This is a genomic window from Modicisalibacter ilicicola DSM 19980 (genome assembly GCF_900128925.1).
Taxonomy (GTDB): Bacteria; Pseudomonadota; Gammaproteobacteria; order Pseudomonadales; family Halomonadaceae; genus Modicisalibacter; species Modicisalibacter ilicicola.
In genome coordinates, this window is record NZ_FQUJ01000003.1 from 404,522 (window position 1) to 428,156 (window position 23,635).

Annotated in this window: 26 protein-coding genes; 8 read left to right on the top strand and 18 right to left on the bottom strand. The window is 65.2% G+C overall.

Going from position 1 to position 23,635, the window contains the following annotated elements; genetic code table 11:
• Positions 1-168 precede the first annotated feature (168 nt).
• The 9 genes from BUA41_RS04440 to radC all read right to left on the bottom strand — a co-directional run bounded on the left by BUA41_RS04440 (position 169) and on the right by radC (position 7,757).
• The gene (locus BUA41_RS04440) at positions 169-1,377 is read right to left on the bottom strand and encodes a YeeE/YedE family protein (RefSeq protein WP_072820095.1); all 1,209 of its coding nucleotides are present in this window, start codon (positions 1,375-1,377) and stop codon (positions 169-171) included.
• A gap of 136 nt (positions 1,378-1,513) precedes the next feature.
• On the bottom strand, positions 1,514-2,527 hold the full coding sequence (locus BUA41_RS04445; RefSeq protein WP_072820096.1) for a tryptophan--tRNA ligase: 1,014 nt from the start codon (positions 2,525-2,527) through the stop codon (positions 1,514-1,516).
• 108 nt (positions 2,528-2,635) lie between these two features.
• Complete coding sequence (ald, locus tag BUA41_RS04450; protein WP_072820098.1) at positions 2,636-3,751, bottom strand: alanine dehydrogenase; 1,116 nt, start codon at positions 3,749-3,751, stop codon at positions 2,636-2,638.
• Between the two features lie 203 nt (positions 3,752-3,954).
• Positions 3,955-4,272: a putative signal transducing protein gene (locus BUA41_RS04455; RefSeq protein ID WP_340641242.1), complete on the bottom strand. Its 318-nt coding sequence runs from the start codon at positions 4,270-4,272 to the stop codon at positions 3,955-3,957.
• Positions 4,273-4,274: 2 nt separating this feature from the next.
• The gene (locus BUA41_RS04460; RefSeq protein WP_072820100.1) at positions 4,275-5,465 is read right to left on the bottom strand and encodes a class I SAM-dependent rRNA methyltransferase; all 1,191 of its coding nucleotides are present in this window, start codon (positions 5,463-5,465) and stop codon (positions 4,275-4,277) included.
• 86 nt (positions 5,466-5,551) lie between these two features.
• Positions 5,552-6,382 (bottom strand): bifunctional DNA-formamidopyrimidine glycosylase/DNA-(apurinic or apyrimidinic site) lyase, encoded by an 831-nt coding sequence (gene mutM, locus BUA41_RS04465; protein ID WP_072820101.1) that lies wholly within the window; start codon positions 6,380-6,382, stop codon positions 5,552-5,554.
• Between the two features lie 75 nt (positions 6,383-6,457).
• Positions 6,458-6,613 carry a 50S ribosomal protein L33 gene (gene rpmG, locus BUA41_RS04470; RefSeq protein ID WP_072820103.1) on the bottom strand — a complete coding sequence of 52 codons (156 nt, stop codon included), beginning with the start codon at positions 6,611-6,613 and terminating at the stop codon, positions 6,458-6,460.
• 29 nt (positions 6,614-6,642) lie between these two features.
• Positions 6,643-6,879 (bottom strand): 50S ribosomal protein L28, encoded by a 237-nt coding sequence (gene rpmB, locus BUA41_RS04475; RefSeq protein ID WP_072820104.1) that lies wholly within the window; start codon positions 6,877-6,879, stop codon positions 6,643-6,645.
• 203 nt (positions 6,880-7,082) lie between these two features.
• Positions 7,083-7,757 (bottom strand): RadC family protein, encoded by a 675-nt coding sequence (gene radC, locus BUA41_RS04480; protein ID WP_072820105.1) that lies wholly within the window; start codon positions 7,755-7,757, stop codon positions 7,083-7,085.
• Between the two features lie 159 nt (positions 7,758-7,916).
• Between radC and BUA41_RS04485 the strand changes: the two genes are divergently transcribed.
• The 6 genes from BUA41_RS04485 (at position 7,917) to slmA (ending at position 14,265) form a co-directional block, all read left to right on the top strand.
• Positions 7,917-9,254 carry an outer membrane protein assembly factor BamB family protein gene (locus BUA41_RS04485; RefSeq protein WP_072820107.1) on the top strand — a complete coding sequence of 446 codons (1,338 nt, stop codon included), beginning with the start codon at positions 7,917-7,919 and terminating at the stop codon, positions 9,252-9,254.
• A 41-nt stretch (positions 9,255-9,295) separates the two neighbouring features.
• On the top strand, positions 9,296-10,681 hold the full coding sequence (gene coaBC, locus BUA41_RS04490; RefSeq protein WP_072820109.1) for a bifunctional phosphopantothenoylcysteine decarboxylase/phosphopantothenate--cysteine ligase CoaBC: 1,386 nt from the start codon (positions 9,296-9,298) through the stop codon (positions 10,679-10,681).
• Positions 10,678-11,160 carry a dUTP diphosphatase gene (gene dut, locus BUA41_RS04495; protein WP_072820110.1) on the top strand — a complete coding sequence of 161 codons (483 nt, stop codon included), beginning with the start codon at positions 10,678-10,680 and terminating at the stop codon, positions 11,158-11,160. The genes coaBC and dut overlap by 4 nt, the downstream gene beginning before the upstream one ends.
• A gap of 46 nt (positions 11,161-11,206) precedes the next feature.
• Positions 11,207-12,589, top strand: a complete 1,383-nt coding sequence (locus BUA41_RS04500) for a phosphomannomutase/phosphoglucomutase (RefSeq protein WP_072820111.1) — start codon at positions 11,207-11,209, stop codon at positions 12,587-12,589.
• 75 nt (positions 12,590-12,664) lie between these two features.
• Entirely contained in the window at positions 12,665-13,579 is a 915-nt protein-coding gene (argB, locus tag BUA41_RS04505) for an acetylglutamate kinase (RefSeq protein WP_072820112.1), read from the top strand.
• Positions 13,580-13,620: 41 nt separating this feature from the next.
• The gene (gene slmA / locus BUA41_RS04510) at positions 13,621-14,265 is read left to right on the top strand and encodes a nucleoid occlusion factor SlmA (RefSeq protein ID WP_072820114.1); all 645 of its coding nucleotides are present in this window, start codon (positions 13,621-13,623) and stop codon (positions 14,263-14,265) included.
• Positions 14,266-14,433: 168 nt separating this feature from the next.
• On the opposite strand, the gene rpoH is transcribed toward slmA, so the two are convergent.
• From rpoH to ftsY, 4 genes are all read right to left on the bottom strand, one after another.
• Entirely contained in the window at positions 14,434-15,300 is an 867-nt protein-coding gene (gene rpoH / locus BUA41_RS04515; RefSeq protein ID WP_072820116.1) for an RNA polymerase sigma factor RpoH, read from the bottom strand.
• A 123-nt stretch (positions 15,301-15,423) separates the two neighbouring features.
• Complete coding sequence (gene ftsX, locus BUA41_RS04520) at positions 15,424-16,422, bottom strand: permease-like cell division protein FtsX (RefSeq protein WP_072820118.1); 999 nt, start codon at positions 16,420-16,422, stop codon at positions 15,424-15,426.
• Positions 16,419-17,099: a cell division ATP-binding protein FtsE gene (ftsE, locus tag BUA41_RS04525; protein ID WP_072820120.1), complete on the bottom strand. Its 681-nt coding sequence runs from the start codon at positions 17,097-17,099 to the stop codon at positions 16,419-16,421. Before ftsE ends, ftsX begins: the two co-directional genes overlap by 4 nt.
• On the bottom strand, positions 17,096-18,544 hold the full coding sequence (ftsY, locus tag BUA41_RS04530; RefSeq protein ID WP_072820122.1) for a signal recognition particle-docking protein FtsY: 1,449 nt from the start codon (positions 18,542-18,544) through the stop codon (positions 17,096-17,098). Before ftsY ends, ftsE begins: the two co-directional genes overlap by 4 nt.
• A gap of 30 nt (positions 18,545-18,574) precedes the next feature.
• On the opposite strand from ftsY, the gene rsmD reads away from it, so the two are divergent.
• Both rsmD and BUA41_RS04540 read left to right on the top strand, forming a co-directional pair.
• Entirely contained in the window at positions 18,575-19,273 is a 699-nt protein-coding gene (gene rsmD / locus BUA41_RS04535) for a 16S rRNA (guanine(966)-N(2))-methyltransferase RsmD (RefSeq protein ID WP_371829236.1), read from the top strand.
• 89 nt (positions 19,274-19,362) lie between these two features.
• Positions 19,363-19,572: a cell division protein ZapB gene (locus BUA41_RS04540; RefSeq protein ID WP_072820126.1), complete on the top strand. Its 210-nt coding sequence runs from the start codon at positions 19,363-19,365 to the stop codon at positions 19,570-19,572.
• A 38-nt stretch (positions 19,573-19,610) separates the two neighbouring features.
• Here BUA41_RS04540 and rimI read toward each other — a convergent pair whose 3' ends face one another.
• From rimI to BUA41_RS04565, 5 genes are all read right to left on the bottom strand, one after another.
• Positions 19,611-20,078, bottom strand: a complete 468-nt coding sequence (gene rimI / locus BUA41_RS04545) for a ribosomal protein S18-alanine N-acetyltransferase (RefSeq protein WP_072820128.1) — start codon at positions 20,076-20,078, stop codon at positions 19,611-19,613.
• The gene (locus BUA41_RS04550; RefSeq protein WP_084671138.1) at positions 20,062-20,901 is read right to left on the bottom strand and encodes a hypothetical protein; all 840 of its coding nucleotides are present in this window, start codon (positions 20,899-20,901) and stop codon (positions 20,062-20,064) included. The genes rimI and BUA41_RS04550 overlap by 17 nt, the downstream gene beginning before the upstream one ends.
• Positions 20,898-21,209, bottom strand: a complete 312-nt coding sequence (locus BUA41_RS04555; protein ID WP_072820130.1) for a BolA family protein — start codon at positions 21,207-21,209, stop codon at positions 20,898-20,900. Before BUA41_RS04555 ends, BUA41_RS04550 begins: the two co-directional genes overlap by 4 nt.
• A 144-nt stretch (positions 21,210-21,353) precedes the next feature.
• The gene (locus BUA41_RS04560; RefSeq protein ID WP_072820133.1) at positions 21,354-22,736 is read right to left on the bottom strand and encodes an MFS transporter; all 1,383 of its coding nucleotides are present in this window, start codon (positions 22,734-22,736) and stop codon (positions 21,354-21,356) included.
• Positions 22,737-22,787: 51 nt separating this feature from the next.
• A complete protein-coding gene (locus BUA41_RS04565; RefSeq protein WP_072820135.1) occupies positions 22,788-23,174 on the bottom strand; it encodes a hypothetical protein in 387 nt (128 codons plus the stop codon).
• Positions 23,175-23,635 lie beyond the last annotated feature (461 nt).

Below are 23,635 nucleotides of genomic sequence, written 5' to 3' on the forward strand. Positions count from 1 at the left end.
CAGATCGATGGCCACCGGGGTTACCCGGGCCCGGCGGTTGAGCGTTGTCTTTGCACTAAAGATAACATGCCCGGCCCGTTTCGACCCGTTCGCCCCGGCCTGCTTCCCGGGGCCCCAACGACGACGCCCCGGCCAAAAAGACCAGGGCGTCGTGATTAGCAAGGAGGGTCAGTTGCTGCGCACCCAGGGGCGAGCCGGCGTCGAGAAGAACAGCGGGCGCAGTTTCACCCCCAGCATGTTGCCGGCAAAGGCTGCCACCAGCCACAGCCAGCCATGCAGGCTGCCGGACGCGATGCCACCGAAGTAGGCGCCGATGTTGCAACCGAAGGCCAGCCGGGCCCCGTAACCGAGCAGCACGCCACCGATGGCCGCGGCGACAATGGAGCGCAGCGGGATATGGAACCTGGGGGCGAACTTGCCGGCCAGCGAGGCTGCCGCCATGGCCCCGAGGATGATGCCGATGTTCATCACCGTGGTGACGTCGGACCAGACGCTGGCCTTGAGCGCCGCGGCATTGCCCGGGGCCTGCCAATACCCCCAGCCGCTGACGTCGCCGCCCAGCGCCTCGAACCCCTTGGCGCCCCATAGGGCAAAGGCCGAGGTGATCCCCCAGGGACGCCCCGCCAGCGCCAGGGTGATGAAGTTGAGCAGTGCCAGCGCCACGGCACCGAACAGCAGCGGCCAGGGGCCGCGCAGCCAACGTGGCTGACCCTGGTCGACTCTGGGCGCCTGCCCGAGCTGACCGTGGCGGCGCTTCTCCATCACCACGCTGATGGCGGCGATCGCCGCGAACAGCACCAGGCTGATCGCGATGCCACCGCCGGCGCCGAAGGTCGTCGCCAGGGACACCGGCTGGAATGCCGGCAGGCTCGTCCACCAGCTGAAGTGCGCCGTGCCGATCAGCGAGCCGACGATGAAGAACGCCAGGGTGATCAGCATGCGCGCGTTGCCACCACCCACGGTGAACAGCGTGCCGGAGGCGCAGCCGCCGCCGAGCTGCATGCCGATGCCGAACAGGAAGGCCCCGACCAGCACCGAGACGCCGATGGGCGCCACATAGCCGGACACCGGCATGCCGAACAGCGTGCCCGCCGCCAAGGGAGGAAAGAACAGCACCACCGCGACGGCCAGCATGACCATCTGGGCACGCAGGCCACGTCCGCGACGCTCGCTGATGAATACTCGCCAGGCCCCGGTGAAACCGAAGGCGGCGTGATAGAGCACTGCCCCGAAGGCGCCACCGACCAGCATCAAGGCACCGAGACGCGTGCCGAAGGTAGCGCCTATCACCAGGATGGCCACCAGCAGAGCGATGGCGGTAAGTGCAGGCAGGGAGAGTTGGTGAGGATGCTTTTCCGTCAGTGTCAATTCGCGCATGACGCCTCCTGTGACATCAGGCCATTAAGGCTATGGGTCACAGGATAACGGGACGCTGCCATTTGCAAAAATTATTTAAAACAGTACATCTATTCCATAAATGAATAAAAACCTGGCGGACAGGTTGTGAAGCGCCTCAGATGAAACGCCCCAGACCCACGGCATGCCGCAACCTGTCCATCAGCGGTGCCGCTTCGGCCCGGGCACGCTCGGCGCCTTTCTGCAGCACGGCCTCGATGTGGCCCGGGTCCTCCATCAGCGCCATGTAACGCTCCCGCGGCTCGCGAAGATGGGTGTTCAGGTAGTCGAAGAGTTCGTCCTTGGCCTCGCCCCAGCCGATGCCCTCGAGATAGCGACGACGCATATCCGCGGTCTCTCCCGGGGTGGCGAAGGCCGCGTAGATCTGGAACAGCGTGCAACCCTCCGGGTCCTTGGGTTCGCCCGGTTCCAGGGAGTTGGTCTTGATCTTGCGCACCAGCTTCAGGAGCTTCTTCTCGGCGGCGAACAGCGGGATGGTGTTGTTGTAGCTCTTCGACATCTTGCGCCCGTCGAGCCCGCCCAGCACTTCGACCCTCTCGTCGACCACCGCCTCGGGCAGCGTGAAGTACTGGCCCTTGAAGAGATGGTTGAAGCGCCCGGCCATGTCCCGGGCCATCTCGATGTGCTGGATCTGATCGCGCCCCACCGGCACCTTGTTGGCATTGAACATCAGGATGTCGGCGGCCATCAGCACCGGGTAGCCGAACAGGCCCATGGTCACGCCCTTGTCCGGGTCCTGCTGACCGGTCGCCTCGTTCTCCGCCACCGCCGCCTTGTAGGCGTGGGCCCGATTCATCAGCCCCTTGGCGCAGACGCAGGAGAGCAGCCAGGTCAGTTCGGGGATCTCGGGAATGTCCGACTGGCGATAGAAGATGGCATTGTCGGTATCCAGGCCCAGGGCCAGCCAGGTGGCGGCGATCTCGAGGCGCGACTCTCGAACGCGCCTGGGATCCTGGCACTTGATCAGGGAGTGCAGGTCGGCAAGAAAGTAATAGGACTGGACGTTGGCGTCCTGACTGGCCTCGATGGCCGGCTTGATGGCGCCGACATAGTTGCCGAGATGCGGGGTGCCGCTGGTGGTGATACCGGTAAGAACACGGGTCTTTTGCATGGGAATGGCGTATCTGCGTGGTCGATGGCAAATGCGACCAGTGTACAACGTGAAGCGTTTTCAGCGCGACCGCCGCCTCGCCGAGGCGGCGGCACACGCCCTCTTCATTCAGCCGGCGAGTGTGCTCGGGTCGACGCTCTCGAGTCCGAACGCCTCGGCGACGGCGGGATGGGTCACCTGGCCGGCATGCACGTTGAGCCCCCCCAGGAAGTGCTTGTCCTCGGCCAGCGCCTGCTGCCACCCCTTGTCGGCCAGGGCGATGACGAACGGCATGGTGGCGTTGGTCAATGCCTGGGTCGAGGTGCGTGCCACCGCGCCGGGCATGTTGGCCACGCAGTAGTGCACCACGTCGTCCACCACATAGGTGGGTTCGGCATGGGTGGTGGCCTTGCTGGTCTCGAAACAGCCGCCCTGGTCGATGGCTACGTCCACCAGCACGCTGCCGGGACGCATGTCGGAGAGCTGCTTGCGGGTGATCAGCTTGGGAGCCGCGGCACCCGGCACCAGCACCGCGCCGATGATCAGGTCGGAGTCGCGAATCGCTTCGTCCAGCGCATCGGCGGTGGAATAGACGGTGCGCAGGCGGCCCTGATAGCGATGATCGAGCGCTTCCAGGCGCGGCAGGGACTTGTCCAGCACCGTCACCTCGGCCCCCAGACCCAGCGCCATGCGGGCGGCATTCTCGCCGACCACGCCACCGCCGATCACGGTCACCTTGGCCGGCGCCACCCCGGGCACCCCGGGCAGCAGGACACCGGCACCGCCCTGGGCCTTCTCCAGGCTGTGCGCACCGGCCTGCACGGCCATGCGCCCGGCGACGCGACTCATCGGCGCCAGCAGCGGCAGGCCGCCGTGGTCATCGGTGATGGTCTCGTAAGCGATGCAGGTGGCGCCGGAGGCCATCAGGCCCTTGGTCAGCTTTTCCTCGGCGGCCAGGTGCAGGTAGGTGAACAGGGTCTGGCCTTCACCGAGACGCGCGACCTCCTCGCTTTGCGGCTCCTTGACCTTGAGGATCAGTTCGGCCTCGCTCCAGACCTTCTCCACGTCCGCTTCGAGGGAGGCACCCGCCGCCTGGTAGTCTGTATCGGGAAAGCCCGAACCCTCGCCAGCCGAGGCCTGCACGATGACCCGGTGGCCACGCTCGACCAGTTCGCGCACGCCGGTGGGCGTCAGAGCGACGCGATATTCGTGATTCTTGATTTCCTTGGGGACGGCGATCTTCATGGCACCTCCTGCCTCTAACATTGTTGGTAAGGCTTTTGACCCGGCAAGTACAGCACAAAGAGTGGATCACGATAAATACACGCAAGAAAAACGGAGTCTTGCGCTACAAAAACATCGCTTTCCGACAAAAAACTCGGTTACGAGGGGCATAGGAATAAATATTATCGCCCCATGCCGCCATGCCGCCATGCCAGACGCAAGAATCAGTCTGGTCGATTCGCCGCGCAGCGCCAGCAGGTATCGAATACTCCCTCGAGACGCTCCCCGCAGTGGGGGCAGCACCATGCCTGGGTCGGCTCCCGTGGGCCGTCGAGGGCTTCATTGATCAGCCCCTCGGCACGAGCGCGGTTGTGGACGGCCACCCAGACCTCGGGCTCGCACTCCCCCAGGGGCAGCTCGCCGGCGCCGCCCCCGAGGGTCATGTTGTGCAGTTCGCAGGGGATGCCGGCGCTCTCCAGCAGGTTGCGCACATGGCCGACCAGCAAGGTGTTGCTGTGCCGAAAGACTCGCACGTAGGCCACGGTCAATCTCGGAAGACTCGCACGCCCAAGGCCTTCAGATAGGCCGTCTCGGGAATGGCGGGGTGTACCGGGTGGTCCGGGCCCTGACCGCCCTGATAGATCACCTGACCGTGACGGTCCTGATGGCGCACCGCACCACGCACGCATTCGACCAGACGCTCCGGCGCCAGATGCATGGAGCAGGAGGCGCTCAGCAACAGGCCGTCGCGACCCAGCAGGCGCATCGCCTCCCGGTTGAGACGCGAGTAGGCACGCTCCCCGTTGGCGATGTCCTTGCGCTTCCTGATGAACGCCGGCGGATCGAGAACCACCACATCGAACTGCTCGCCCTCGGCCTTGAGCGCCGCCAGCGCCTCGAAGGCATCTGCCTCGCCCACCGACACCTGCTCGGCAAGGCCATTCAGGGCGGCGTTCTCGGCGACCTGCTCCAGCGCCTCGGCGGAGCTGTCCACGCAAAGCACTTCGCTGGCCCCGTGAGCGGCGGCTTGTACCCCCCAGCCCCCGACATAGCTGAACACATCGAGCACCCGCTTGCCCGCGACCAGATTGTTGAGCCAGGCCCGATTGGCGCGATGATCGAAGAACCAGCCGGTCTTCTGCCCCTTGATCACCGGCACGACGAAGCGCACGCCGTTCTCTTCCAGCAGCACCTGCTCCGGCAGCTCGCCCTGAACCACCTCCACCTGGCGTTCGAGTTGTTCCAGGCGACGCCCCGAGGAGTCGTTCTTGAACACGATCGCCCGGGGGGAGAACACCTTGTCGAGGGCCGCGATTACCTCGCCGCCCAGCCGCTCCATGCCCAGAGTATTGAGCTGGACCACCAGCACATCGTCGAAGCGATCGACGATCAGGCCCGGCAGCAGATCGCCCTCGCCGTAGACCAGCCGGTAGAACGGCTTGGCGAACAAGCGATTGCGCAATCCCAGCGCCTGATTGAAGCGGTGCACCAGCAAGGAACGGTCGAGGCGCAGGTTGGCGTCCCGGGAGACGATACGGGCACAGATCAGTGAGTGCGGGTTGACGTAGGCGACCCCCATCGGCTTGCCATTGGCTGCTTCAACCACGGCCTGGGCGCCGGGCTCGATGCCCTTCAGAGGCGTCACCTCGGTGTCGATCTCGTTGGAATAGAGCCAGAGATGGCCGGCCTTGAGGCGGCGATCGGCATTCTTCTTGAGGCGCAGGCGTTCGGACACGGAGGGCTCCATCAGACAATGAGGTCGAATACGCATTCTAGCGCACCCGGATGACAATAAGAGGCCAGGGGCTTCGCTTACCAGGGCTATCGTTGGCAGGCCGGACAGAACACGCTGGCCCGCTGGCCAAGGGTCACCAGGCGCAGTTCGCCGCCACAGCGGCGACAGGACTGGCCCGCGCGCCCGTAGACATTGAGACGCTGGGCGAAATAGCCCGGCTCACCGACACCGCTGACGAAATCCCGCAGCGTGGTTCCGCCCTGGGTGATGGCGGCGGCAAGCACCTCGCGTACCGCCAGGGCAAGGCGCTCGTGGCGCTCCCAGGAAACGCGCCCTGCCGCCCGGCGCGGATCGATCCCCGCCAGGAAGAGCGCCTCGCTGGCGTAGATGTTGCCCACGCCGACGACGACCGCGTTGTCCATCAGGAAGGGCTTGACCGCCAGTCGGCGCCCCCGGGAAAGCGCGAAAAGACGCTTACCATGAAACTCCGGCGACAGGGGTTCCGGGCCGAGACGCCTGAGACGAGGGTCCTCGGCGAGACCACCTCGCAGCCAATCGACGAAACCGAAGCGGCGCGGGTCGTGATAGCGCAGGATGGTGCCGTCATCGACAACCACGTCGACATGATCGTGCTTCTTCGGCAGGTCGCCAAGGCGGGCGATGCGCAGACTGCCGGACATGCCGAGATGCCAGATCAGCGAACGCTCCCGCCCCCGAGCATCGGCGACGGGCACCAGCAGGTACTTGGCCCGGCGCCCCAGCTCGCCGATTCGCCGACCGATCAGGCTGTCGGCCAGATCGTCGGGCACCGGCGTGCGCAGGCGCCGCTCGCGCACGAGGACCTCACGGATCTCGCGCCCTTCGATGTAGGGAGCGATGCCGCGGCGGGTCGTCTCGACTTCGGGAAGCTCGGGCATGGAAGGCTCCAGCGGATGGCCAGATACGCAAAGACCCGGCGTGGCCGGGTCTTGTCGGGCAAGCTTGGGATCGAATTACTTGATCTTGGCTTCCTTGTACATCACGTGCTTGCGGACCACGGGATCGAATTTCTTGAATTCGAGCTTGTCGGGGGTGTTCCGCTTGTTCTTGTCGGTGGTGTAGAAGTGGCCGGTACCGGCGCTGGACACCATTCTGATCTTGTCACGCATGACTCACTTCCTCCTGGATGATGCTTGAACTAGATACGATCGCCGCGCTTGCGGATATCGCCGAGCACCTCTTCGATGCCCTTCTTGTCGATGATACGCATACCCTTGGAGGAGACGCGCAGCTTGACGAAGCGCTTCTCGGACTCCACCCAGAAACGGTGGGTGTGCAGATTGGGCACGAAACGGCGACGCGTCTTGCGCTGGGAGTGAGATACGTTGTTACCAGTCACCGGGCGCTTGCCGGTAACCTGACATACTTTGGACATTGAAAGCCTCCAACCGCTGGGCGAGTTGTTCAAAACCTGTCGGGCAAACCGGAAGAGAGAATGGCAGCGACCGCCTTCCGCCCCTTAATTAACCCAAGAATTCAAAGGGTGCACTTTATACCAGAACAGCGCCGAAGCGGCAAGAACCTGCTATCAGGAACACCACACCAACATACTAGGGCCGAGCGCAACCAGTCCATCACCTACAACCAACTGCGCTCGGCGAAGGACACCACCTCCCCGTCACCGACGACGAAATGATCCAGCACGCGAATCTCGAACAGCGCAAGTGCCTCGCTCAGGCGCCGAGTGATGCGCCGATCCGCGTCGCTGGGTTCCGCCACGCCGGAAGGGTGATTGTGGGCGAAAATCACCGCGCCGGCGCCGAGTTCCAGGGCGCGCCGCGCCACCTCCCGAGGGTAGACCGAGGCGCTGTCCAGGGTGCCGCGAAACAGCGATTCGAAGCGAATCACCCGGTGCTGGGTATCGAGGAACAGGGCGGCGAACTCCTCGTGGCCGAGATGGCGCATCTTGGAAACCAGGAAGGCGCGTACCAGCGCAGGCGAGGTCAATGCCCCACCACGCTCGAGCTGGCAGGCGAGATGACGCCGTGACAGCTCGAGCACCGCCTGGAGCTGCACGAACTTGGCCTCGCCCAGGCCATGCTCGGCACAGAATCGGGCCTTGTCGGCTTCCAGCAGCTGCCGCAGGCCACCGAAACCGCTCAGCAGGTCTCGCGCCAGATCCACCGCCGAACGGCCCTTCACCCCGACGCGCAGGAAGATCGCCAGCAATTCCGCATCCGACAATGCCGCCGAGCCCAGGGACAACAGTTTTTCCCGGGGGCGCTCACCCTCGGGCCAATGGCGAATCGACATCCCATCTCCCCACGTTGGCTTCTTCTTGTTCAGCGATGATTGCGACGGCGATTATAGGTATTCGTCAACGTGGCGGTATCTCGCTCTTTAAACGGATTCTTGGGCTAAACTGCTGGGTTACGCAGGGGCCGGAGTCAACCCGACCCTAGAGACAAGCTCATGACACGACTCTCCTTGTTTTCACTGCTCATTGCGGGCTGCCTACTGGCGACGCCGGTTCTGGCCACCGAGAAAGCCGAGAAAGAGGGCTTCGGCCCGTCCCGATGGACGCAATATCGTCTGAATGCCACCAACAACGCCGTCTTCGACAATGGCGCCACTCCGTTGCCGCGCATGACCTTTCGCACCGGCGACCAGGTGCGGGCCACGCCGGTGGTGGTCGGCGATGCTCTCTACATCGGCAATCACGCCACCGGCGGCATGTTCCGTTTCGATCTACCCGACGGCAAGGTGGCCTGGGATGATGACCACCCCTGGTTTCGCCACGCGCCCAACTGGATTCACTCGGACATGATCCAGGCCGACGGCCGTATCTTCGTCGGCTACGGCAACCGCGCCTTCCAGAGTGCCGAGGTGCGCGGCACCGGCGAGAGCGGCGTCATGGCCGTGAACCCCGAGAACGGCGAAACCCTCTGGAAACATCCTACCCGGGGCGAAGTCATGCCCACGCCGGCCCTCTGGAAAGACGCCCTCTACATAGTGACCGGGGGCGGCAGGCTCGTCGCCCTGGCCCCGGCCAGCGGCGAGCGCCTCTGGTCGCTCGACCTGCCGGGCTGGGTGAGCATGTCGTCTCCGGCGATTCGAGACGGCGTGCTCTACGTGGGCGCGCTCAACTCGGTGGTTGCCGTGGACCTGGAACGCCAGGAGATCCTCTGGACCTTCGACGAGGACGCCACCTTCACCGACGTGCCGCCGGCGGTATCGGAGGACGGAGTGGTGGTGATCACCGGCATGATGAATGCCAGCCTGCTTGACGAGGCGCAAAAGCGCCGTCATGCAAGTCACCGCGGCTACTTCCACTTCATCTATGCCCTCGACGCGGCTTCCGGCGAGTTGTTGTGGAGCGACCTGCTCGGCAGCGGCCCTCACCAGGACAACAATACCTCCGGGGCTCCGACGATCGCCGGGGACGGCGTCTATGTGGGCAGCCCCTACACCTGGTCGTTCTTCGCCTACGACCTGGAAAGCGGCGAGCGTCGCTGGGAGTACCCGGTGGGCGCCAAGATCAAGGGCGCCCCCGCCATCATCGACGGCAAGGTGGTGTTCGGCGACACGGCCGGCTTCCTGCATCTGCTGGATGCCGAAAAAGGCCAGGTGCCGGTCTGCGACAGCGGCCGCCCCGTCGGCAAGCTGAAGGTCGGTGGCTCGACCAGCAACAGCCAGAACGCCGCCCTCGCCCCCGGTGGCCCGGTCGTCGTCAACCGTACCGTCTTCGTCGGCAGCCAGGACCGGTTCGTCCATGCCGTGCCGCTGAAGATGCTGGAGTGTCGCGAGTGACCGGTCACGCCCGTGCTACGCAAAATCGAGCGTGAAATGGTATGGTGGTCGACCACTGTTTCGGAATAGTCACCCATGTCGCCACGGGAAGATCACCCTTGACTGGAAAGCGCATTCTGCTTGGCATCAGCGCCGGTATCGCCGCCTACAAGAGCGCGCATCTGGCCCGGCTTCTGAAGAAGGCCGGCGCCGAGGTGCGCGTGGTCATGACCGAGGGCGCCCAGGCGTTCATCACGCCGTTGACCCTGCAGGCTCTGACCGGTGAGCCGGTACGCACCTCGCTGCTCGACCCCGAGGCGGAAGCCGGCATGGGGCACATCGAGCTGGCCCGCTGGGCCGAGCTGATCCTGATCGCCCCGGCCACCGCCGACCTGATGGCGCGACTGGCCCATGGCCATGCCGACGACCTGCTGACCACCCTGTGCCTGGCCAGCGAGGCCGAACGCGTGATGGCACCCGCCATGAACCAGGCCATGTGGCGACACCCCGCGACCCAGGACAATGCCCGGCGCCTGGAGGCTCATGGCTGGCGCCTGCTGGGCCCGGACGCCGGCGACCAGGCCTGCGGCGATGTAGGCCCCGGGCGTATGCTCGAGCCCGAAACCATCGTGAATGAGCTGTTGGGGTTCAAGTCGCCCGGAACCGCTCCTGCTGTGCCGTTCGATACCGCTCCCGTATCGGATACCCACACGAGTGATGCCGCCGATGCCCACGGCATGGTCGTCACCATCACCGCCGGCCCGACGCGGGAACCCCTGGACCCGGTGCGCTATCTTTCCAACCACAGCTCCGGGAAGATGGGCTTCGCGCTGGCCAAGGCGGCCGCGGAACGGGGCGCTCGCGTGCGGCTGATCAGCGGCCCGGTGGCGCTCGAGACGCCGGCCGGGGTCGAGCGCATCGATGTCGAGTCCGCCGTCGGGATGCTCGAGGCCGCCCAAGAAGCCGCCGTGGACAGCGACCTCTTCATCGGCTGTGCGGCGGTGGCCGACTACCGGGCCGAACAGGTCGCCGAACACAAGATCAAGAAGACCGCCGGCGACGACGCCCTGACCCTGCGACTGGTCAAGAATCCCGACATCATCGCCACGATCGCCAAGAACACCGCCGGCAAGGCGCGTCCCTTCATGGTGGGATTTGCCGCCGAGACCCGGGAGCTCGAACGCTACGCTCAGGACAAGCTGAACCGCAAGAACCTCGACATGGTCGTGGCCAACGATGTCGGCCAGGCAGGCCTGGGGTTCGGCGCCGAGGACAATGCCGCCCTGGTGCTCTGGCGCGAGACGGAGGGCACCCCCCCGGGTCGGCTCGAGTTGCCACCCCAGAGCAAGGGCGCCCTGGCCGCCACGATCATCGAGACGGCACTGAAACGCCTTCATGCCCGCCAAGGGTCCTCATCCTCCTCCATGCCACCACAGGCCAAGCAATGACCGATCACGCCCCTTCGCCCGCTCGCGGCCCCCGGCTCGCCGTGAGAATCCTCGACGAACGCGTACACGACTATCCGCTGCCGCATTACGCCACTCAGGGCAGTGCCGGCATGGACCTGCGCGCCCTGCTCGATGCCCCGCTGGAGCTCGCACCGGGGGATTGCGAGCTGGTACGCACCGGACTGGCCGTGCACATCGCCGACCCGACACTTGCCGGCATGATCCTGCCGCGCTCGGGGCTGGGGCACAAGCACGGCATCGTGCTGGGCAACCTGGTCGGGCTGATCGACTCCGATTACCAAGGCGAACTGATGGTCTCGGTATGGAACCGCGGGCGGGTGCCGTTCGTCCTCGAGCCCGGCGAACGCCTGGCCCAGTACGTCCTCGTTCCCGTGGTCCAGGCAGAACTCGAGGTGGTCGAGGATTTCACCGTCAGCCGACGCGGCGCCGGAGGGTTCGGCCACTCGGGGCGCCACTGAGAACGCCTCTGAAAAGAGCCCCATTCACCCAAGCAAGGAGAGCTTCATGACCCAGATAACCCCTTCCATCTTTCGTGCCTACGACATTCGCGGCATCGTCGACGACACCCTGACCGAGGAGAGCGTCGAGCTGATCGGCCGCGCCATCGGCAGCGAAGCCGCCGCTCGCGGCGAATCCACGGTGGTGGTGGCCCGGGATGGCCGGCTGTCGGGGCCCAAGCTGAAGGATGCCCTGGCCCGGGGGCTCACCGCCGCCGGACGCGACGTCATCGACATCGGCATGGTGCCGACGCCGGTGCTCTACTTCGCCACCCATGTCCTCGACGGCACCGCTTCCGGGGTCATGGTCACCGGCAGTCACAATCCACCGGACTACAATGGCTTCAAGATCGTGCTGGGGGGCGTGACGCTCTCCGGCGATGCCATCACCGCCCTCTACGAGCGCATCGACAAGGACGACCTGAAAAGCGGCCAGGGCACGGTCCGTGAAGAAGACGTGCGGAACGACTATCTCGAGCGCATCCTCGGCGACATCTCCCTCGAGCGGCCGGTCAAGGCAGTGGTCGATTGCGGCAATGGCGTGGCCGGCGAACTGGCACCCAAGCTGATCGAGCGCCTCGGCGTCGACACGGTACGGCTGTTCGACGAGATCGACGGCACCTTTCCCAACCACCACCCGGACCCGGGCAAGCTCGAGAACCTCGAGGACGTCATTCGCACCGTCGAGGAAACCGGTGCCGACATCGGCCTGGCCTTCGACGGGGACGGCGATCGCCTGGGCGTGGTCACACCGAAGGGCGAGGTGATCTATCCCGATCGGCTGATGATGGCCTTCGCCGAGGACATGCTGAGCCGCAACCCCGGCGCCAAGGTGATCTTCGACGTCAAGTGCACCGGCAACCTGGCTCAGGTGATCGAGAACGCCGGCGGCACCCCGGAGATGTGGCGCACCGGCCATTCGCTGATCAAGGCGCGCATGAAGGAGACCGGCGCCCAGCTGGCCGGGGAGATGAGCGGTCACATCTTCTTCCAGGAGCGCTGGTACGGCTTCGACGACGGCATCTACGGCGCGGCGCGCCTGCTGGAAATCCTCTCCAGGCAGGATGACGATGCCGATACCTTCTTCAATCGCTTCCCCCAGGATCTGGGCACCCCGGAGCTCAACGTCAAGGTGACCGACGACAACAAGTTCGCCATCGTCGATCGACTGGCCAAGGAGGGTGACTTCGGCGACGATGGCGTCAAGACTACCCTGGACGGCATCCGCGTCGACTACCCGGACGGCTGGGGGCTGTGTCGCGCCTCCAATACCACGCCGATGCTGGTGCTGCGTTTCGAGGGCAAGAACCAGGAAGCGCTGGAGCGTATCCAGGCCAGCTTCCGGGATGCCCTCAAGCAGGTCGCGCCCGAGGCCGATATCCCTTTCTGAGCCCGCTGACCCATGTGCTTCTTGCCGGTCCTTGCCGGGCCGGCGATGCTTACCCCCAAGGAGAACTGTGCATCGATGAGCCCACATCCGCGTGACCCGCGCCAGGTGGTCGAGGTCCTGTCCGAGGCACTGCCCTACATCCAGCGTTTCTCCGGCAAGACCGTGGTGGTCAAGTACGGCGGCAACGCCATGACCGAGGAGACGCTGGTCGACTCCTTCGCCCGAGACATGGTGCTGATGAAGGAGGTCGGCATCAATCCGGTGGTGGTGCATGGCGGCGGCCCGCAGATCGGCGACCTGCTGGCCAAGCTCAAGATCGAGTCACGTTTCGTCAACGGCATGCGGGTGACCGATGCCGAGACCATGGACGTGGTGGAGATGGTGCTGGGCGGCCTGGTCAACAAGAGCATCGTCAACCTGATCAACCAGTGCGGCGGCAAGGCGATCGGCCTGACCGGCAAGGACAGCGGCCTGATCCGCGCGCGCCAGCTCAAGGTGAGCCACCAGAGTCCGGAAATGACCGCACCCGAGATCATCGACATCGGCCATGTCGGCGAGGTCGAGCAGGTCTCCACGGAGCTGATCGAGATGCTTACCGCGCGGGATTTCATCCCGGTGATCGCCCCGATCGGCGTGGATGACCGGGGGCGCAGCTACAACATCAATGCCGACCTGGTGGCCGGCAAGGTCGCCGAGGCGCTGCACGCCGAAAAGCTGATGCTGCTGACCAATGTCGCCGGCCTGATGAATGCCGAGGGCGAGGTCCTCACCGGCCTGTCGACGGCGCAGGTGGACGGTCTGATCGCCGATGGCACCATCCATGGCGGCATGCTGCCCAAGATTCGCTGCGCCCTGGAGGCCGTCAAGCACGGCGTGGTCAGCTCGCACATCATCGATGGCCGAGTCCCCCATGCGACACTGCTGGAAATCTTCACCAATGCCGGGGTGGGAACGCTGATCAGCGACGATGCCACTCCGTCGGTCGCATGATCGGTCTTCATCAAACCGCAAGACATTATTAGAAGAACACTATGACGCAGGCAACCACCACCAAGCAGAGCCGCCGGGACCAGATTCTCCAGGCGCTGGCGCTGATGCTCGAGGAAGACAGCGGAAAACGCATCACGACCGCCTCACTGGCCCGCCAGGTCGGCGTTTCCGAAGCCGCACTGTACCGCCACTTTCCCAGCAAGGCACGCATGTTCGAAGGGCTGATCGAATTCATCGAGGAGAGCCTGTTCGAACGTATCCGCCTCATCCTCGACGAAACCCCCGACGCCCTGCCGCGCTGCCAGCATGTTCTCAAGCTGCTGCTGGGCTTTGCCGAGAAGAACCCCGGCCTGTGCCGACTGCTCGGCGGCGACGCCCTGACCGGCGAGACCGCACGGCTTCGGGTACGCATGAACCAGTTGTTCGAGCGCCTGGAAACCCAGCTCAAGCAGATCCTCCGCGAGGCCGAGATACGCGAAGGATTGCGCACCGCACTTCCCGCCTCCTCCGCCGCCAATCTGCTGCTGGCCGCCGCCGAAGGCCGCATCGGCCAGTATGTGCGCAGCGACTTCAAGCGACTGCCCACCCTGAACTGGGATGAGCAGTGGCAACTGATGACCCGGGACCTGATGGTCCCCGTGGCGACCGTGCCCTCCCGGCGCCAGCACACGCCTCGGGCCATGTGAGCCGACCAGAAAAGAGGTTCTTCATGGATTGCCGTGAATGGCTGCGCTCCTGCGACAACCTTTCCGGCGGATTCGTGGTGTCACGCTGATCTGCGATGAACCAAAAAAGCGCCCCCGGTCGGTTCGGAACCGGGGGCGCTTTTGATGGTTGGCAAGCGCGATGACGTATCAGGCGACCAGGGAATCCCCCAGTTGCTGGCGAATCTTCTTCATGGCGTTCTTCTCGAGCTGGCGAATGCGCTCGGCGGAAACGCCATAGGCGTCGGCCAGCTCGTGCAGCGTGGCCTTGTTCTCGGTCAGCCAGCGGCTGCGCAGGATATCCCGAGAACGCTCGTCCAGGCTCGCCAGTGCGGTCTGCAGGCGCCGGGTGGAGTCCTCCTCCCAGTCGTTGTCCTCGAGTTGCACCGCCGGATCGTAGCGCTCGTCGTCGAGATAGTGCACCGGTGCCTGGTAACCCTGTTCCTCTTCCTCGGCCGGGGAGGCATCGAAGCCGGCATCGAAGGCCGATAACCGGCCCTCCATCTCGCGCACCACCTCGGGCTTCACGTTCAGGTCCTTGGCGATGGCGTCGACTTCGTCGCCGTTGAGCCAGGCCAGGCGCTTCTTGGCGCTGCGCAGGTTGAAGAACAGCTTGCGCTGGGCCTTGGTGGTCGCGATCTTGACGATGCGCCAGTTGCGCAGCACGAACTCATGGATCTCGGCCTTGATCCAGTGCACCGCGAAGGAGACCAGCCGTACGCCCTGGTGGGGGTCGAAACGCTTGACCGCCTTCATGAGCCCGACGTTGCCTTCCTGGATCAGGTCGGCCTGGGGCAGACCGTAACCCGAGTAGCTACGGGCAATATGTACCACGAAGCGCAGATGCGACATGACCAGGCGGCGCGCGGCCTCCAGGTCGTTGTGTTCGTGCAGGCGAAAGGCCAGCTCGCGTTCTTCCTCGGCGGTCAGCACGGCAATGCCGTTGACTGCCTGGATGTAGCCGTTCAGATCCTGGCCCGGCGAAAGCTGGCCAATAGGCTGAAGACTGGTGCTCATGCAGGATGTCTCCATGTTGCCTCAAAGGGGTAAACCGCAGGATTTACCGAAAAGATCGTTAGACCCCTAACAACCCTGTCCGATGGCTTCGACCTTGCTGTACAGGGAAAGTTCCAGCGCATTCTAGCGAGGTCGTATTTCCTTCAGATGACGATTGACGGCTATCCAGCCACCCAACCAGCCCAATAGTGTACTCGAAAACAGCAACACTGTTGAGCCCTGCAGGCCAAGCCTCGGCACGGCGAAATGAGCGCCGTAGCTCTGTGCCAGCGCCTGAACCGGCACGGACAGCCACTGCCCCCCTAACCCTAGTAACAACCAGGCCAGCAGTCCACCGCCCAGACCATACCAGGCGCCGCTGTAGAGGAAGGGTCGCCGCACGAAGGCATGGGTCGCACCGATCAGGGTAATCACCTCGATCTCCTGGCGGCGACTCTCGACGGACAGGCGAATGGTGTTGCCGACGATCAGCAGCACACCGAAGCCGAACAGCACCCCCAGGGCCAGGGTCAGACGCTGCCCCAGCTCGGCCAGGCGACTCAAGCGCTCCAGCCAGGCCAGATCGAGACGAACCTCGTCGATACCGGCAACCCCCTCGAGTTGCGCGGCGAGATCCCGCACGGCCTCGGGGGACGTCTCAAGGGGCGAGACGACCACACTGGCCGGCAACGGATTCTCCTCCAGCCGTGCCAGGGCATCGTCGAGGCCCAGGGCCTGCTGGAATTCGGCCATGCCCTCCGCCGCCGTCACCAACCGCACACCGGCCACCTCGGGATGCTCGCGCAGCGTATTTGCCACCGTCATGGCCTCACGCTCCCCCACGGTGGCCTCGAGATAGACCGTCAGGCTCGCGCTCTCGTCGAGCTCCGTCTCCAATAGCCGGGCACTGTCCAGGATCAGCCACAGCGCGCTGGGCAGCACCAGGGCGATGCCGATCGCCAGCATGGTCACCAGGCTGCCTAGCGGGCGACGGATCAGCCGATGCGCGCTGTCTCGCGCCATGGCGCCATGATGACGTCCCCAAGCCCTGACGCGGCTGCCGAACCGCGTGCGACGGCTCCGCGCCCCATGCTGCGACCCTGTCTGGCGGGGCTGCGACCGATGCGGATCAGCAGCGCTCATGACATCTCCTCGACGCTGTTCTCGTCACCGATCAGGCGCCCTTCACGCAGCCTCAGCACCCGATGATGCAGCCGCGCGATCAGGGCCAGGTCATGGCTGGCGATCATGATCGTGGTGCCGATGCGGTTGAAATCCTCGAACAGACGCATGATATCGGCGGAAAGCTGCGGGTCCAGGTTGCCGGTAGGTTCGTCGGCAAGCAGTAGTGCCGGCTTGTTGACCACGGCGCGGGCGATGCCGATGCGCTGCTGCTCGCCGCCAGAGAGCTCGATGGGCAAGGCCTTCTCGCGATGCAGCAGGCCGACCTTGTCCAGAGCCGCCCGCACCCGCCGGGCGGCCTCGTGGGGTTCGACCCCCTGGATCTGCAGCGGCAAGGCCACGTTGGCGAACACGTCGCGATCGAACAGCAACTGGTGATTCTGGAAGACCACACCGATCTGACGGCGATAGAAGGGAATCTGGCTGCTGTGCAGGCGGTCGATATCGTGCCCGGCAACCAGTATCCGGCCTCGCGAGGGGCGCTCGAGTCGCATGAGCAGACGCAGCAGCGAGCTCTTGCCGGCCCCGGAATGGCCAGTGAGAAAGACCATCTCGCCGCGCCGGATACTGAAGTCGATGTTGGCAAGTGCCTCGAAACGACCTCCGTAGCGCTTGCCGACATGCTCGAAACGGATCATCCAGCGCTCTCGCCGTCACGGGAGAAGAGCGCACCCACGAATTCGTCCGCCGCGAAGGGGCGCAGATCGTCCAGGGTCTCGCCCACGCCGATGAAGCGGATCGGCGTCTGGCGCTGCTTGGCCAGGGCGAAGATGATGCCGCCCTTGGCCGTGCCATCGAGCTTGGTCAGGGTGATTCCCGTCACCGGGATCGCCTCATCAAAGGTGCTGGCCTGGGACAGCGCATTCTGCCCGGTACCGGCATCGAGCACCAGCATCACCTCCTGGGGCGCGGTCTCGTCCAGCTTCGCCATCACCCGACGCACCTTCTTGAGCTCTTCCATCAGGTGACGCTTGTTGTGCAGGCGACCCGCCGTGTCGGCGATCAGCACATCGACCCCGCGCGCCTTGGCCGCAGCCAGGGCGTCGTAGATCACCGAGGCACTATCGGCACCGGTATGCTGAGCCACCACCGGTACCTGGTTGCGTTCGCCCCACACCTTCAGCTGCTCCACCGCCGCGGCCCGGAAGGTGTCGCCGGCTGCCAGCATCACGCTGCGTCCGTCGGCCTGGAAGCGCTTGGTCAGCTTGCCGATGGTGGTGGTCTTGCCCACCCCGTTGACGCCGACCACCAGGATCACGAAGGGCCCCTTCCCCTTCGGCGGCAGCGCCAAGGGCTTGGCCACCGGTGCCAGCAATTCGGTCAGTTCATCCTGCAAGGCGCGATACAGCGCCTCAGGGTCCTTGAGCTCCTTGCGGGATACCCGGGCGGAGAGATTGTCGATGATCTCGGTGGTCGCCTCGACGCCCACATCGGCCATCAGCAACTGGGTCTCGAGATCCTCCATCAGCTCGTCGTCGATCTGCTTCTTGCCCAGGAACAGGTCGGCGAGACCATCTGTCAGGTTGGCCCGGGTCTTGCCCAGTCCCGCCCTGATGCGGGCGAACCAGCCCTTCTTCTCGGCTCGGGGCTTGTCCTGGGCCGGCGCCTTGGGCGCGCCGGCCTCCGGCTCGGCGGGAGGAGGCATGTCGTCAGGTGTCTCGCTTCCAGCCTGCTCGCGCACCTCTTCCTGAGCCTCATCGGCTGCCTGGGCCAGCACCTCGACCTTTGTCTCCTGCCCCGGCTCGGCGGCAGGCGCGCTCGGCGCCGGCTCCATCTCATCGGGGCGCGGCGCCTCATGGGCCAACGTCTCGCGAGGCGTTTCCAAGGGCACCTCACCCAGGGCGCTCTGCGCATCACCCGGGATCAGCCCATCGTCGTCGAGCGCTTCCCGGGCAGCCTCGCGCTCCACCTCATCGGGGCGGTAGGTGGTGGTCTGCTGGGTCTCGGGATCGTGTTCGTGCACTGCCTCCCGGGCAGCGGCCTCTTCCTCGGATTCCTGCCCCTCGGCCTCGACCGTCTGGGATTCCAGCGCGTCCTGCTGGTCGGATTCCTGCTTCTTCTTGCGCTTGAAAAAACCGAACATGGGCAAATTCTGTCAGTTGAAAGATGAGCGATGGCGATATCCTATCACTGTGCACTATCACTGTGGACAAGCCCGCCGTACAATCCGCCGGACATGAGTCGACGCCATCCTTCTTCCCGTTCCGTTCCTCGTTCTCCCGCCAGGCCCCGCGGCAAGGGAGGCGGCAAGCTGCGCATCATCGGCGGGCGCTTCCGGCGCCGGCTGCTGCCGGTACCCGACAGCCCGGGGCTGCGCCCGACCCCCGATCGCGTGCGCGAGACGCTGTTCAACTGGCTGGCAGGCGAGCTGGCCGATCGCCGCGCACTCGACCTGTTCGCCGGTACCGGCGCCCTGGGACTGGAAGCACTCTCCCGAGGTGCCCGGGAAGCCTGCTTCGTCGAAGCCGACGGCGCGGTGGCACGCAGCATCGAGCGCAACCTCGAGACCCTGCAGGCAGAGGGCCGCGTCCTGCCCCTCGACGCCCTCGCGTTCCTGAACGGTCCCCCGACCCCTTGGGATGTCGTTTTCCTCGACCCACCCTTTCGCCGAGACCTGACGACGAAGGCCTGTGCCCTGCTCGAGCAGCGAGGCTGGCTCGAGACCGAGGCCTGGGTCTATGTGGAGACCGAAGCGAGCCTGGCACTGGAGGTTCCGGTGAACTGGAGGCTGCACCGCGAAGTCGCGGCGGGGGACAGTCACGGCCGCCTGTATCGGCGGGCCGCGTCGACGCCAGGAGACGCTTGCCGATAGTACTGCTGCGGCGTAGGCTGACGGCTGGCACGATACCCCCTAGACACGCCAAGAACAGTCAGCGAACAGCAAGATTTCAGGAGAACAGGATGAGCATCGAACTCTTCAACCAGCTGGAGCAGAAGGTCACCGACGCGGTCGAATCGCTCGAGATGCTGAGGATGGAAAGCGAAGAGCTGCGGGAAGAAAATGCCCGCCTCAAGCAGGAGCACCAGGAGTGGGAGCGGCGACTGAATGGCCTGCTGGAAAAATTCCGTGAGCTGGAGAGCGCGGAAAGCAGCGAAACCAGCTTCTCCTGAGCCGAGCTTCCTGTTGCTTCACGGGCGCCGGCGGGTGGTCACGCCACTCGGCCGGCGGGTAGCAACAGGGACATCAACACCGCATCCTGGTACTGCCCGCTGGGGTCGCGGTAGTAATCGCGCCGCCTTCCATCCCGCCTGAATCCCAGCTTTTCGTAGAGCCCCAGGGCTGCCCGGTTCGATGCCCCGACCTCGAGCAGCAGGCGCTCGCTTTCCCAGCGCGTCGCTTCCTCGACCAACCGCTCGACCAGTGCCCTGGCCACCCCGCAGCGTCGTGCCTCGGCAGCCACGACAAGGGTTTGCAACTCGGCCTCGAAGGGCAACCGGTAGAGCACGGCGTAACCGACCAGGCAGTCTCTCTGCCAGGCACCCCACGGATGGGCTCGCTCGTCCTCGAACACGTTCTGCAGCTGGTCGCCCGACCAGGGCATCGCCTGGCCGGCCTGTTCGAGCGCCACGACCCGGGCCAGCCACTCCGAGGTCAAGGGCTCAAGCCTCGGCGTCATCCCCCTCGCCCCCTGCAGCCTGGTGCCAGGCATGTCGCCATTCGAGCAACCACGGCCACAGTTCACGCTTGGCCTCGGCGGAGCGGGCCAGCGTCCCGAGCGATGGCCCTTGCCAACCCGGGATATCCAGCAGGCGGCAGTGGCCGTCCTGCAGGTCGAGCACGGGGGCCAGGGTGTCGTGCTGGCCGAAGAGCATCAAGCGCTCGGGGCGCCAGCCGCGCCGGCGCCGCCCGTCGACGAAGGCGCGAAGCCCGTCCCGCGCCTCCTCCAGCGGGGCCTCGACAGGCAATCCTTCCATCATCGGCCAGTCGAAGGCCTGAAAATCGGGGGCGCCGCCGGGCTCGATGCGGGCTGCCTGCAGCAGGTTCGCCAACAACCGCCGGGCCTCTGGCGTCGGCGCCTGTCCCGCCGGCAACATCACCAGCCAGCGACCGTCCAGGGCGGCAATCTGCAACGAGAAGCGCAAGGAGTCCCGGGGAGTCGTCTTCGTCTCGGCAGGCACCGGCACACCGGACGGTTCACCCTCAGCGGGTGCCCGCGCCTCGGGAGCCGCGACCTCGGGCTCGTCTCCCAGCAGCGCCCGGGCTCGCCGGGCATGACGCGAGGGTGTCGCCGGCGACGACGTGGCCGGCGACGCTGGGGGCTCCCGAGGCTCTCCGAGCAACTCCTGAAGGCGCTCCCCTGGCGGCCGGTTCGGCGCCTCCTCCGGCTCGAGCCATTCACACTCCCGGGTCGGTGCCGCATTGGGCAGGCGATAGCGGCTGACCCAGGCGGTCAAGCCCATGGCATCGAGATATTGCGAACGCTGCGGTTCGCCGATCACTGGCGTCCACCGCCGCGGCAATTAGGCGAATCGGGGCTGCCCCCCTCCCGGGCGGTCCACTCCTGCGGGGTATAGAGGTGCAAGGCCAGGGCATGCACCGGCCCCGTCAGTTCCTCGGCGAGAAGCGCGTAGACCTGCTGATGGCGCTTGACGGGCATCAGCCCCTCGAAGCGCGACGAGGCCAGGGTCACCTTGAAGTGCGTCTCGGAGTTGGGCGGCACATTGTGCATGTGGCTCTCGTTCTCGACCTCGAGATGGTCGGGTTCGAGGGCCTGCAACTTCTCTTCGATACGTGCCTGGATACTCATGGCAAACACTCTCCTGTGCGATCGACTCCTGCGGTCGACGAATGCCTGACCGCGAAAGTGCGGCGCTGCATTCGGCGACATCCAGGGCAAATGACGATTGTAACCTTTCAGCACGCCCTGCGGCGATGGAAACCCCCGGCTTCCCTATGTCTGGGATGTCGGTCGCAGACGAAGCCGCCCGAGGCTGACCAGCAGCGCCGACAGGCCGGCGGCGCTGCCGAGCCACAGGGCTGCCTGTACATTGCCCTGAGGCCAGGCGAGCACCAGCCCGACCAGCGCCACTCCCAGGGACTGACCGAAGGTGCGTACCGTGGAGAGCACGCCCGAGGCGCTGGCGCTGAACGTCCTGGGAACACTGGCCATGAACTCGCGATTGTTGGGCGACTGGAACAGCCCGAAACCGAGACCGCACAAGGCGGTGCGCCAGAGGATATCGATCACCGCCGCGTTGGCCTCGAGCAACGCCAACGACACGAGCCCCAGCAGCAGAATGCCCAGCCCGAGCGAGGCCAGCATGGCCGGCTCGACACGATCGGCGATACGCCCGGCCAGTGGCGCGACCATCATGATCACCAGCGGCCAGGGGGTGAACAGCCAGGCCGTTTCCAGGGGGGTGTAGCCCATGACGTTCTGATAGAGGAAGGAGAGACAGACGAAGGCCAGTCCCTGGGCGACGAACGCCAGCCCCGACACCACGGCGGCCATCGAAAAGCGCACCTCGGCGAAGATCGACAGCGGCAACAGGGGGTGGGTGACCCGGCGCTGGCGCAGCACGAAGGCCCAGCCGCTGCCGCCGCCAAGCAGCAAGAGCCCGAATAGCTGCAGGGTACCGGCGCCATGTCCCACGCCATCCATGGCCACCACCAGCGCCCCCAGGGCAACGGCGGACAACAAGGCGCCGAGCAGATCGAAACCGCCGCTGCGGCGCTCCTCCCGAGGAAGTGCCCGCCAGGCCAGCAGACCTACCACGACGCCCACCGGAACATTGAGGGCGAACAGCCAGGGCCAGTCGGCGATCGCCAGTACCACTCCGCCCAGGGAGGGGCCCGAGGCATAGCCGAAGGCCACGACCATGGCACTGATCCCCAGCGCACTGCCCAGCAGGCGCGAGGGAAAGATCGAACGGTAGAGCGACGGCCCGATGCTCAGCATCGCCGCGGCGCCTAGCCCCTGCAGGGCACGCCACATCAGCAGCCATTCCAGGTCCCGGGCCAGGGCACACCCCAGGGAGGCCAGGGCGAACATCGCCAGCCCGGCGATGTAGAGCAGACGGCGGGTGACGAGTTCGCTCAGGGCGGCGAAGGCGATCAGGCTCATCGCACCCACCAGCTGATAAAGATTGGTGATCCATACCACCCGGGACGCGCCGACCTTGAGATCGCGGGCGATCGATGGCAGGGCGATATTGATCATGGTGGCATCGATGACCGCCATCAGGGTGCCGAAGATCAGCACGATGACGGCGATGCGGCGCTGCGGGCCAGGCAGGCCATCATCCCCGGGACGGGTTTCGAAGAGTCGGCTCATGGCATGAGAAGCCCGGCGACCTGAGGGCACCGGGCAGAGTCAGGGGGAGAACTAGTCCGGGTCGTTGTCCAGCAACAGCTCATCGTCCACTTCGGCGATCTCCAGCGGCGTTTCATCATCCAGGTCGATGGCCAGGAAACTGTACTCGACCCTGAGGAAACGCTGGAACAGCGACCAGTCGTGGGTCTCGGGCCACTGGCGCTCGTCTTCTTCCCAGGCCCGCAGCTCGCTCTCGAAGATCTCGGTATGGCGTTCGCGAACGAAGGCAGAAAGCGCTTCGGGGCTGTCCATCTCGGGAATCAGGTAGACGGTGCTTTCGCGATCGATATCGTCGAGGGTCAGATCATCGTCACCGACCGTGGGTTCCAGTGAGTTGATCCAGTCGACGAACGCCTGGGTCGGCTTGATGCTCAGGGCTGAGCGGTTGAGCAGTTTCATCGGACTCTCCTCGACATGCGCGCCTCGACATCGAAACGCCGCTCATTATGGGCGCAAGACGCATCACTTACCAATATTAACCGCCTCGCCAGAGCGACCACACGAGAAGAATATATTTCAATAGACAAAACCGCTGGTTTTCGTAGGAGCTCGCTAAAGCGAGCTCCTTGTGTCTCTCGAGAGGGGGTGATTAGCTACCACCGCCTCACTGGTCTGGAGGGTAACCCGTCGAGCTCCTGATGGGCACAGACCCTGATCCGTAGATAGGCCCCTCCAGGCACCTTGATCTCAATAGTTTGAACGGTATCCAACGCCCCTCGCATCGACGAGAGAGGCTGTACGAAACAAGGCAAGACAACGAGATGGCACATATCGGCATTGACGTCAGCAAGCAGAAACTCGACTGCCTGTGGGTCCGCGACCTGGACAAGGGCAAGGTCAAGACCAAGGCTTTCCCCAAC